The 10,456-nt window shown below is 67.5% G+C and carries 12 protein-coding genes and 1 pseudogene; 7 read left to right on the forward strand and 6 right to left on the reverse strand.

Features of this window, described 5'->3' with window-relative positions; genetic code table 11:
* Positions 1-24 precede the first annotated feature (24 nt).
* The gene (locus tag DPQ64_RS16915; protein WP_115865485.1) at positions 25-249 is read left to right on the forward strand and encodes a zinc ribbon domain-containing protein; all 225 of its coding nucleotides are present in this window, start codon (positions 25-27) and stop codon (positions 247-249) included.
* Between the two features lie 60 nt (positions 250-309).
* Here the strand turns inward: DPQ64_RS16915 and DPQ64_RS16920 are convergent, their stop codons facing one another.
* Positions 310-990: a cyclase family protein gene (locus tag DPQ64_RS16920; protein WP_115865486.1), complete on the reverse strand. Its 681-nt coding sequence runs from the start codon at positions 988-990 to the stop codon at positions 310-312.
* Between the two features lie 116 nt (positions 991-1,106).
* Here DPQ64_RS16920 and DPQ64_RS16925 point away from each other — a divergent pair, with 116 nt between their 5' ends.
* Positions 1,107-1,745, forward strand: a complete 639-nt coding sequence (locus DPQ64_RS16925) for a metal-dependent hydrolase (RefSeq protein ID WP_115865487.1) — start codon at positions 1,107-1,109, stop codon at positions 1,743-1,745.
* A 304-nt stretch (positions 1,746-2,049) separates the two neighbouring features.
* Here DPQ64_RS16925 and DPQ64_RS16930 read toward each other — a convergent pair whose 3' ends face one another.
* The 3 genes and pseudogenes from DPQ64_RS16930 to DPQ64_RS19990 form a co-directional block, all read right to left on the reverse strand.
* Entirely contained in the window at positions 2,050-2,760 is a 711-nt protein-coding gene (locus DPQ64_RS16930; protein WP_115865488.1) for a DUF192 domain-containing protein, read from the reverse strand.
* A 33-nt stretch (positions 2,761-2,793) separates the two neighbouring features.
* On the reverse strand, positions 2,794-3,156 hold the full coding sequence (locus tag DPQ64_RS16935; RefSeq protein ID WP_394338838.1) for a DUF456 family protein: 363 nt from the start codon (positions 3,154-3,156) through the stop codon (positions 2,794-2,796).
* Positions 3,084-3,269 (reverse strand): annotated as a pseudogene (locus tag DPQ64_RS19990) (DUF456 domain-containing protein); the annotation flags it as partial. The gene DPQ64_RS16935 and the pseudogene DPQ64_RS19990, both read right to left, overlap by 73 nt.
* Before the next feature lie 215 nt (positions 3,270-3,484).
* Here DPQ64_RS19990 and DPQ64_RS16940 point away from each other — a divergent pair.
* From DPQ64_RS16940 to DPQ64_RS16955, 4 genes are all read left to right on the forward strand, one after another.
* Entirely contained in the window at positions 3,485-4,372 is an 888-nt protein-coding gene (locus DPQ64_RS16940; protein ID WP_115865489.1) for a ParA family protein, read from the forward strand.
* Positions 4,369-4,761: a hypothetical protein gene (locus DPQ64_RS16945; RefSeq protein WP_115865490.1), complete on the forward strand. Its 393-nt coding sequence runs from the start codon at positions 4,369-4,371 to the stop codon at positions 4,759-4,761. Before DPQ64_RS16940 ends, DPQ64_RS16945 begins: the two co-directional genes overlap by 4 nt.
* Positions 4,762-4,906: 145 nt before the next feature.
* Complete coding sequence (locus DPQ64_RS16950; protein ID WP_232820617.1) at positions 4,907-5,323, forward strand: hypothetical protein; 417 nt, start codon at positions 4,907-4,909, stop codon at positions 5,321-5,323.
* A gap of 314 nt (positions 5,324-5,637) precedes the next feature.
* A complete protein-coding gene (locus tag DPQ64_RS16955; RefSeq protein ID WP_115865492.1) occupies positions 5,638-6,306 on the forward strand; it encodes a helix-turn-helix domain-containing protein in 669 nt (222 codons plus the stop codon).
* Positions 6,307-6,325: 19 nt separating this feature from the next.
* On the opposite strand, the gene DPQ64_RS16960 is transcribed toward DPQ64_RS16955, so the two are convergent.
* The gene (locus DPQ64_RS16960; protein WP_115865493.1) at positions 6,326-6,619 is read right to left on the reverse strand and encodes a PadR family transcriptional regulator; all 294 of its coding nucleotides are present in this window, start codon (positions 6,617-6,619) and stop codon (positions 6,326-6,328) included.
* Between the two features lie 116 nt (positions 6,620-6,735).
* Positions 6,736-7,470 carry a minichromosome maintenance protein MCM gene (locus tag DPQ64_RS16965; protein ID WP_115865494.1) on the reverse strand — a complete coding sequence of 245 codons (735 nt, stop codon included), beginning with the start codon at positions 7,468-7,470 and terminating at the stop codon, positions 6,736-6,738.
* A 282-nt stretch (positions 7,471-7,752) separates the two neighbouring features.
* Here DPQ64_RS16965 and DPQ64_RS16970 point away from each other — a divergent pair.
* The coding region (locus tag DPQ64_RS16970; protein WP_157971763.1) for an FAD-binding and (Fe-S)-binding domain-containing protein at positions 7,753-10,456 on the forward strand (2,704 nt) is incomplete at its 3' end.

Consider the following 10,456-nt stretch of genomic DNA (forward strand, 5'->3'; position numbering starts at 1 on the left):
TAGTAGGCCGCGGTAGATAGCTGTATGCAACAACTGCTCGAGAGTCGGACGACCGACGACGTGGACCTCTCCCGGGCCGCCGACGACTTCGACTCGCTGCTGTTCTGCGGGCGCTGCGGCGAGCGATTCCAGGCCTCCGAGGCCACCGACGACGGCTGGTACTACCGGTGTCCGAACGACGACTGCGACGCCGAGGGCATCCACGAGGAGCTCTACCCCGTGAAGGACGTGCTGCCGTCCTCGCACTGAGCGAGCGACGCGAACCGTCCGACTCTCGCACGCTGCGTGGCCTTGCGGGTAGGCGGTCTCTCACCACACCGCGACGGCCCTGACCGGCGACCCGTCGCCGCGGTCGAGCGCAAGCGGGTACGCGCGGAGTTCGAACTCTTCTGGCAGGTCGTCCAGTCCGCGCAGGTTCTCGACGACGAATCGCTCGCTCCCGAGTAGCTCCCGGTGAGCCGGAACGCCCTCGGGTTCGGCGTCCACGCTCGACTCAGTTCTCCCTGTCCGGTCCGTCTGGCTCGGCGACGGGTCGGGACTCAGCGCGTCGAACGCGACGTGAAGCCCCAGGTCCGCGCACTGGGCCGCTGCCTCCCGGCTCAGATACGGATGATCGTAGTAGCGGTCGGTGCCCCAGAACTCGTCCCAGCCGGTGCGGACGACCAACATCTCGGCGTCCAGAGCGCTGACCTCGGTCCCGAACGGGAGGTCGGCCGGCCGAATCGGCTCGCGGGCGTTCGTGTCCGAGCAGTCCACGAGCCGGGCGTCGAACGCGAACTGACCGACGTCGAACTGGTCGATGGTCCGCCCGTCGGGCTCGGTGTGGCTCGGCGCGTCGACGTGGGTGCCGGCGTGGCTCCCGAACCGGAGTTCGGTCACGCGATAGCCGTCGTCCTCGTGGGTCGCAGCGGGGTGACGTTCGACCGACGGGTCGCCCGGATACACTGTCACGTCGTCGTCCAGGGGTTGGGAGAGGTCGCGGGTCGGCACGGCCGTCGTTCGACCGCGAGACGCTTCCCTCCTCGGATTTCGGTTAGGGGATGTGTCAATATACCAACTAGACTGAGCGCTACGGATTTAAACTTCCGACCATTATCCGAGGTCACATGATGGCGACCACCCACGCCCTGTTCGGGGTCGCGCTCGCCGCTGTGGTGGCCGTGATCGCGCCCGAGTTCGGAACCGTCGCGGTCCTCGCGGCCGTCTCCGGCAGCGTGTTCCCCGACCTCGACCTGTACGCGGGCCACCGGCGGACGCTCCACTACCCGGTGTACTTCAGCGCTGCGGCGGTCCCCGCGGTCGGCCTCGCAGCGATTGCTCCGGCAACGGCAACGGTCGCGCTGGCGCTGTTCCTCGTCGGCGCGGCGGTCCACTCGCTGTCGGACGCACTGGGCGGGGGCCTCGAACTCGAACCGTGGCAGGCGACCTCCGAGCGTGCGGTGTACGATCACTTCCGGGGCTCGTGGGTCCGCCCTCGGCGATGGGTCCGCTACGACGGCGCACCCGAGGACCTGGTCGTCGCCGCCGCGCTCGGCGCGCCCGCGCTCGCGGTGGGCGATCAGATGGTTCGAGCGCTGGTCGCCGCCCTCCTCGGGACCTCGCTTGGCTACGTCGTCCTCCGGAAGCGACTACCCCTGCTGGTCCAGCGCCTCGTTCCCGTCGTCCCCGCAGAGCTTCGGTGTCACCTTCCCGAGCGATTCCGCGTCGAAGAGGCCCCCGCGGTCCGGAGCGGTGGCGACGACTGAATTTCTCTGCCGAGTTTGCTATCGGTGGACCGAACTGGTAGGCTCCGGCCGCCTGCGTTTACGAAACCGTTAGCGTTTCCGTTAACGCAGGCGCAAACGAAATCGGAAACGACACCGTGGACGCGGCTGGAACGCGGTTCCGATGGCTGCCACGAAACGCAGGCCAGCGAGATTCACGGCTCCGAATCGGACGAAACACCGGCTACCCGACCAGCCTCGAAAGAATGTACCTCGCGTACCCCTACCCGAGGTATATCATCGGTCACACCGGCCCGGTAAATGCTTTTTGTTACGTACCGTCGAATCAGCCCTCAGTTCCGGGCGTCCCGGGGCCGGCCTCGGGAGCCGTGTCGTTGAACACCAGCTCCGTCCCGGGGCCGACGCCGGTTCGGTTGGCGAACCCGCGCTGGAGTTCTACTACGTATTTGGCCTCTCCGTCGCTGCTGTAGCGGTCGACCTCCGAGTCGGCCGCGTTCGGCTGGGCCTGCGCGTGCGCGACGTTGAGCACCGTCCCGTTTTCGGCGACGAAGACGATGTCGAGCGGGACGTACGTGTTCTTCATCCAGAACGTCCGGGGCGCGGGATCGTCGTAGACGAACACCATCCCGCTCCGGTCCGAGAGCGACTGGCGGTACATCAGGCCGCGCTGGCGCTCCTCGCTCTCGTCGGCGACCCGCAACGTCACCGTGACGTCCTCGCAGCCCGGAATCACGAACGTCGCGGTCACGTTGCGCTCGACGTCTGTGGTCGCGGGGAGCGTAGTCGTCTCCGTCCCTGCCGGCGTTTCGGTCGCCGTTCCGCCGTCCCCGGACGCGCTCGTTCCGCTCTCCGTCGTTCGCCCGCAGTCGGTTGTCGTCGCCGTAGTCGACTCGCTAGCTATCTCACGGGTAGCGGTCGAGTCAGCGAGCGACCCGTCGGTGCTCGCGGTTGCGTCTCCGCCGGTCCATCCCGCACCCCCGAGACAGCCGCCGAGCACCAGCACGACCCCCACCAGAATCACGGCGTCTGTTCTCATGCGGGCGGACTATTCCGCGCGCGAACAAAAAGGTTAGACGCTGACGAGGACGAATCCGACGAGCAGCGAGAGCGTTACGATCAGCTGAACCACCGCGGAACCGAGGACCCCGACCGCAGCGAAGACGGCCGCCCGGGCACCCCGGCCCGCGCTCCGCGTCCGGGAGAACTCCGCGGCGAACACCGCGGCGGCGACCCCGAGGACGAGGCCGACCGGCCCGGCGACGAACAGCAGTGGGATGCTGACCGCGGTCGCGAGGAGGATGTCGCCGTCGACGCGCCGCCCGCGCCAGCAGCGAGCGCGCCGCCGATCTGGTCGGTGACGACCGCGGCGAGCCCGACGAGGGTGAAGCCGGCGAGCACCCACGGGCCGGGCGTCGCGTAGCCCGACGACCACCAGTAGAGGTAGATGCCCGCCAGCGACAGCCCCGCGCCGGGGACGAGCGGGACGACGCTTCCGACCACGCCGCCGACGAGCAGGACGACCGCGGCGAGGAAGAAGAGGTCCATACTCGCGTGGAAGGGCTCAGGGCCGTTATCGATTGCGGCGTTCGCCCGTCGGTATTTGGGTTCCAGCGCCTCCGATTCCGCCGTTCGCAGTATCGTAAACGAAAACGTAAACGGAACCGCAATCGGAACCGAAAACGATTCCGTAAAGGTAGTTCGATGAACATGCGTCTGACGAAGGATTAAATGGGTCGTTTGCGTTTGCGCAAACGCAAATCATGTCGCGCTCCATCCGGGCCTGTACCTTCCTCGACAAAGGCGGGACGGGCAAGACCACGACGGCGGCACACCTCGGGGTGGCGCTCGCCGAGCAGGGAATGGACGTGTTGCTCGTCGACCTCGCGGGCAAACAGGGCGACCTCGTCAAGCACTTCGGGCGGTGGGACACCGTCGAAGCACAGATCGCCGACGAGGACGACTGGCCGAACGTCTCGACCGTGTTCCAGGACCAGTGGGACGCCATCGCCGAGAAGTTGGGCGACGCCGCGGTCGAGAACCTCATCCTCGAAACCGACGAGGGGGTCGACGTCATCCCGGCGCATCCGGGTCTCGACAGCCTCGACGCCGAACTCGGCAACGTCGACGACGCGCAGGACCGCTACTCGCGGCTCGACTCGTTCCTGAACGAGTACATCGAGCCGCTGGGTTACGACGCCATCCTCGTGGACCTGCCCGGACTGACGAACAACGTGAGCTACAACGGCCTCTGGGCCGCGCGGAACGTCGTCGCGCCGGTCGAGATGGGGCCGTTCGAGTCCGAGCAGGCCGAGGCGCTTCGCGCGGATCTGGACACCATCGGCGCGAACTTCGACGTCGACGTGGAGCTCGCGATGGTGCTTCCGAACAAGGTCGACACCCGCACCAAACTCGCCGAGGAGTACCTCGACGCGTTCGAGGAGGCGTACCCCGACGCGTTCGCACCGGCATTCGTTCCGGTGAGCCAGGACATTCGGAACGCCGCCGAGTCGGGCCGCACCGTGTTCGCGCTGGAGGAGCCGTCGACGACCGCCGAGCGGGCCCGCGATGCGTTCCTCGAGAACGCCGAGGCGCTGGCCGACCGGCTGACCGACGAGCGCGCCGCAGCCGCTGGAGGTGAGCTGGCGTGAGCGACCCCGACCTCGAAGAGCTCCGCCAGCAGACCCAGCGCACCGACCGCCTCGCCGAGACCGCGCCCGACGCCGACGAGGACGCGGACATCGTCGAAGAGCTCGTGGACAACCTCGCGGCTATCGACTCGGGCGAACAGGCCAAGACGTTCGCGGCGCGCGACCAGTCGGTGACCGCCCTCCTCGCCACGCTCGACGACCACGACGCCGAGATCGAAGCGGTCGGCACCGCACTCCAGAGCGCACTCGGTCGAGAGGTCGACCCCGCGGAGCTCGACCGCAGCGAGATCGTCCGGCTCGCGGTCCGGCTCGGTCTCCGCGAGGCCGCCCCGGAGTACCTCGACCTACTCGCCGACGCCTCCGCGGAGCACGCTCGGCGGAACGTCTGAACTGTCGGGTTCCCCCACCGTTTACGCACACGTTTCTGTGACCGTTTTCGAATACGCTTTCGGAATCGCTTGCGGCCGCGAGCCAGCCGCGTCGAAACACTTCGTTGCCGAACGAATTAGTTGGAATCTGACAGAAACGTCGGATTTGATAAGTGATGACGGCGTAGCCCCGACCGTGACCGACGACGCGCCGACGTTCGACATCCCGCACCGCCCGAAGCGGGTGTACTCCCACGACGGCGTGGAGTACGAGGGTGGGACGGTGTTCAAGCTCTCGCCCGATCCCGCCGAGTCGAACGACCGGCTGGCGGGCGTGGTCGAGCGGGTGCTCTCGGGCGACCGGTACACCTACGGCGACTGGTTCGAACTCCCCGCGCCGGTGTATCTGGTCCACGACGAGCGAGATTCGTCCGTGTTCCGGGTCGTGATCCGCTCTGGAACCGTGGAGTTTCACGTTCTGCCGGACACCGCGCGGGAAGCGCTAAGAGGGCTGTACGACCGACTCCGCGAGGAAGCAGACTGTGCGTGGCGCGTCGACTGCGAACTGGCTGACACTGACTGATACTAAATTGCGGTCCACACGTGCGCGCTGACGCGGCCGCGAGCGACCGCTCGCTGCCGCGCCAGCGCGCGACGGCTCGGTTGGACGATCTCCCGTCACGGGAACGGAATCGATACCGCAATCGCTTATGAAACCGCTACCGTTAGCGTAAATAGAAACGGAAACACATACGAAAACGAAATCGGATACGGAGCCGACTGCGGGGTCGAAACCACCAACAGGGACGGCTTCCGGTTCGAAAGCGAATGCCGGAACACGTCAATTTTCGCGTGACCCGCGATAGATTTTTGTCGCGCCCGCGACACCGCCTTATAATGAGTCTCCCCACGACCGACGACGCGACCCTCCGGACCAGCGACACCGCCCGAGAGATGTGGGAACTCGTCAAGTCCGGCGCCCCGGCCGAGGCCCGGCGGACGTACCCGAGCGGCTGGCTCTGGCTGACCGGCGAAACTGGGGTCAGGAAGCTGCTCGACAACGTTCTCGACGCGGGCCCGGACGACCGCTACGGAGTCGAGGACCTCCGAGCCGGAACCGACCTCGACGACGCCGCAGTCGAGCGCGCGGTGGACGCTCTCGTCTCGCTCGGCGTGCTGGTCGCCGACGAGGGGACCTATTGCGTGAACCAGCACAGCATCGTCCTGCACGCCGCGACCGAACTGTCGCGCGCGGTCGAGACGAGCGGCGTGGCCGACCCGGAGTCCGGCCTGGAGTACCTCGGGCGGTACGAGTCGGTGCGGCTGATGGTCGACGCGCTGCTGGCGGTCGACCCCGGGCGCGCGCTTGAACAGAAGGACCTCCATCGGCTGACCGGCGTCTCCCGAAAGCGGGTGTGGCACCACGTCGAGAAACTGGTGGCGCTCGGCGCGGTCGAGGAGTCAGGCGAGAAGTACCGCGCGGTCACCGAGAGCGCCGTGCTCCGGTCGGTCCAGTCGCTCGACGCGGCCGTTGTCGGCGCGGCGCTGTCGGCGTCCCACCCGTAGCGCAGCTCCGATCGTCTCTTTACGCGGTGAGTTCCTGCGGCAGGTCGACGTACTGCGTCTCCCACTCCCGGCGAGCCTCGATCTCGCGGGTCCCGCGTTGGGTCAGGATGTAGTAGTTGGTCCGACGGTCGCGCTGGCCCTTCTCGACGAACCCCTTGTCGACGAGCGTGTCGAGGTTGGGGTAGAGCCGGCCGTGGTGGATCTCCTTCTCGTAGTACGATTCGAGTTCGTCCTTGATGGCGAGCCCGTGCGGTTCGTCTAGCCCGGCGATCACGTACAGCAGGTCGCGTTGGAAACCGGTCAAGTCGTACATCGTTCCCCTCGTGTATGGAACCCTTCGTATCGGGAAAAGGATGATGGCCGCGGCGCGAGCAGCCGCGGTACGTCAGGTCACGTGTCACGACGGCGTGAGTCCGAAACCGCCCGACGCTACCGGTCCGCTGGCGTTAAGCATTCCATACTCACGGATTCGAGCCACGCGTCCGCGACGGTCGACCCGTCGGTTCTCCGCGCGCGAGGGATGGCCACGAGCCGAACCTCCTCGCCCGTAGTCGCCACTTCGGTCAGGTCGTGTTCGAGCAGCGCAGTCGCCGTCTCCGAGCCGTCGAGATCCCGGAGCGACACCTCCTGGGCGTCGACGTACTCGCTGGCCGGCGGCGCAAAGGAGAGGTAGCCGACCGACCGACAGCGCGGGCACTTGGCGTGCGACTGGAACTCGCGGTGGGGCTGGGTGGCGTAGCGGGTCACCGCCTCGCATTTCGCACAGCGGAACGCCGCGCGCACGACCTTCGGCCGGATCTCGCTCGCGTCGACGACGACGCCCCGCGTGCTGTGGAGCCGGTTGAGATGCTCGGCCCGGAGGTCTCCGAGCGCGACCTCGCTCTCGGCCGGGAGGTCCGTGACCCGGAGGTAGACGTCCCCGAGGTCCCGGTCCGTATCATTCGAGAGGAACCGCCGGAGTGCGGCCTTGCCCGCGCGAAGCGCCTCGTCAGGGTCGGAGAGCAGCGGGCGGACGAACCGGTAGTCGTGGCCGAACCGCTCGCAGCTCACCGACAGCGCGCGCTCCTCGGGGTACGCGTCGACGAACCGACGGACCGACTCTGCACGGTCGCGGTACACGTACTCGTACCACTTTTCCGTCAGGTCGGCGCTTCGGGCTGACATGGCACACCGTTCCCCCGCGTCGGTCTTTGTTACACGGCTCCTGCCGGACGTGCGAGCAACTTAACGTGGTCCTGTGTCCTCGACGCCGGGCGACCTCCCGTCGTTTTCGGTTTCGTTTATGTTTACGTTTGCGAAAACGTTTGCGGACGGTCCGTGAGGGAGTGGGCAAGTCGATACCTTCGGATGCGGAGTAGACTCGGGGAAAGCGAACGAAACCGAACCGACGAACTCCAGTCAGCGTACGCACCCCAATTTATGGCCTCGGAAGTGCCATTTGGTACCATGTCTTCTCCCTCCGGCAACGCCCCCGACCTCGAAGCCTACCGGGAGTCGGTCGGCGTGAACGCGCCGGACGACGACGAGCACGCCGCGCTCGCAGCAGACCTCCGGGCGACCTGCGAGGGCGAGGTTCGGTTCGACGAGTACTCGCAGGTGCTGTACGCGACCGACGGGAGCATCTATCAGGCCAGACCTGCGGGCGTGGTCTTCCCGACTGACGCGGACGACGTGGCGGCAGCTGTCGAGGTCGCGGCCGACCACGATGCGCCGGTGCTGCCCCGCGGTGCGGGCTCGTCGCTGGCCGGACAGTCCGTCGGCCCCGGCTGCGTCGTACTCGACCTGTCGCGCCACATGGACGCAATCGTGGACGTGGACCCGCGAACCCAGCGCGCGACGGTCCAGCCCGGCGTTGTGCAGGACGACCTCGACGCCCACCTCGCGGAATGGGGCCTGAAGTTCGCGCCCGATCCGGCCTCCTCGAACCGCGCGACCATCGGCGGCGGCATCGGGAACAACTCCACGGGCGCGCACTCCGTCCGGTACGGCATCACCGACGCCTACGTCGAGGAATGCGAGGCGGTGCTAGCCGACGGAACGACCGTTCGCGCCCGGGAAGTCGAGGTCGGGAGCGACGAGTGGGACGATATCATGGCGAGCGGCGACCGGGAGGCCGACCTCTACCGGACGGTCCGCCAACTCGTGGCGGACAACGCCGAGGAGATCGAATCGCGGTACCCCGAGCTCAAGCGCTCGGTGTCGGGTTACAACCTCCACGAGTGCGTTTACGAACGCGCAAACGAAGACGCAAACGCAAACGATAACGGGAGCGTTTACGTAAACCTCGCCAAACTGTTCGTCGGCGCGGAGGGCACCCTCGGCGTGGTCACGGAAGCGACGCTCTCGCTGGTGTCCAAGCCCGAGCAGACTGCGGTCGCGCTCTACTGCTTCGACGACCTCGTGGCCGCGATGGCGGCGGTGCCCGAGGCGCTGGCGTTCGACCCGAGCGCGGTCGAACTCATGGACGAGGAGGTGTTCCGGCTGGCCCGCGAGTCCGCGGAGTACGCCGAGTACGCCGAGCCGATTCCGGACCGGGCCGCGGCCGCGCTCATGCTGGAGTTCGACTCGGAAGTCCACGACGATCTGGCGGGCGCGATCGGGGCAGTGACCAGCGAGTTCATCGAGTCGGGCGCGGCGTTCGACGTGCTGGAGGCTCACGACGAGGCGGCACAGGCGAAGCTCTGGAAGCTCCGGAAGGCCGCCATCCCGCTGCTGATGAGCATGGAGGGCGACCCCAAGCCGTACCCGTTCATCGAGGACGCTTCCGTGCCGCCCGCGGAACTGGCCGAGTACGTGCAGGGCTTTCAGGGCATTCTGGAGGCCCACGACACCTCGGCGGCGTACTTCGCCCACGCGGGCAGCGGGACGCTCCACGTCCGGCCAGTGTTGAACCTCAAGGACGGCGAGGGAGTCGAGAAGATGCAGTCTATCGCCCAGGACGTGACCTCGCTGGTGCTCGACCACGAAGGGTCGTTCTCGGGCGAGCACGGCGACGGGCTCGCCCGGACGCAGTTCAACCCGAAGCTGTACGGCCCGCAGCTCTGGGCGGCGTTCAAGCGGCTCAAAACCGCGTTCGACCCCGACTGGCGGATGAACCCCGGCAAGGTGGTGTTTCGCGAGCACTCGCCGACCGACGAGGGCGAACATTCTCCGACCGACATGCGCGAGAACCTGCGGTACGGCCCGGCCTACTCGTCGCTCGAACCCGCGACCGAGCAGGATTTTTCGAATGACGGCGGCTTCTCGCACCTCGTGGAGCTGTGCAACGGCTGTGGCACCTGCCGGCAGACCGACTCGGACGTGATGTGTCCCTCATACCGCGCGATGGACGACGAGATGGCGACCACCCGCGGGCGGGCGAACATGCTCCGAGCGGCCATCTCCGGGGAGCTTCCGCCAGAGGAGATGTACACCGAACGCTTCCAGCGGGAGGTGCTGGACCTCTGTCTGGGCTGCAAGGGCTGTCAGAGCGACTGCCCGACCGGCGTCGATCTCGCGAAGCTCAAAGCCGAGGTCAAGCACCGCTACCACGAGCGGGAGGGCGCGGGCCTCCGCGAGCGCCTGTTCGCCGAGTTCGACCGGCTCGCGAGGGTCGGCTCGGCCCTCGCGCCCGTCTCGAACTGGCTCACCGATCTCCCGGTCGCTGGCGCGCTCGCCGAAAAGACCCTCGGCATCGCCGGCGAGCGTGACCTCCCGACGTTCGCCGACCAGTCGTTCGCGGCGTGGTTCGCGGCCCGCAGCGGCCCCCGGATTCCAGAATCCAGTGCGACCGACCGCGTGCTCCTCGTTCCGGACTCGTACACGAACTACGTCTACCCGGAGACGGGCCGCGCGGCGGTGTCAATCCTCGAAGCCGCCGGAATCCACGTCCGAGTCCCCGACGCCGCGCCGAGCGGTCGCCCGGCCTACTCGGAGGGCTTCCTCGATCTGGCCCGCGAGCGCGCGCAAGCGAACGTCTCCGCGCTCGCGTCCCGCGTGCGAGACGGCTGGTCAGTCGCGTACGTCGAGCCCTCCGACGCCGCGATGGTGCAGGACGAGTATCTGGATTTGCTTGGCGAGGAGGCGGGACGGTCAGCCGGCGAAGACGGACCGAACGCCAGTTTCACCGGCGAGGCGGCGAGCGCGCGGGCGTCGGCCACGGCCGACGCCC

The organism is Halorussus litoreus (assembly GCF_003382685.1).
In the GTDB taxonomy this organism is placed as follows: domain Archaea; phylum Halobacteriota; class Halobacteria; order Halobacteriales; family Haladaptataceae; genus Halorussus; species Halorussus litoreus.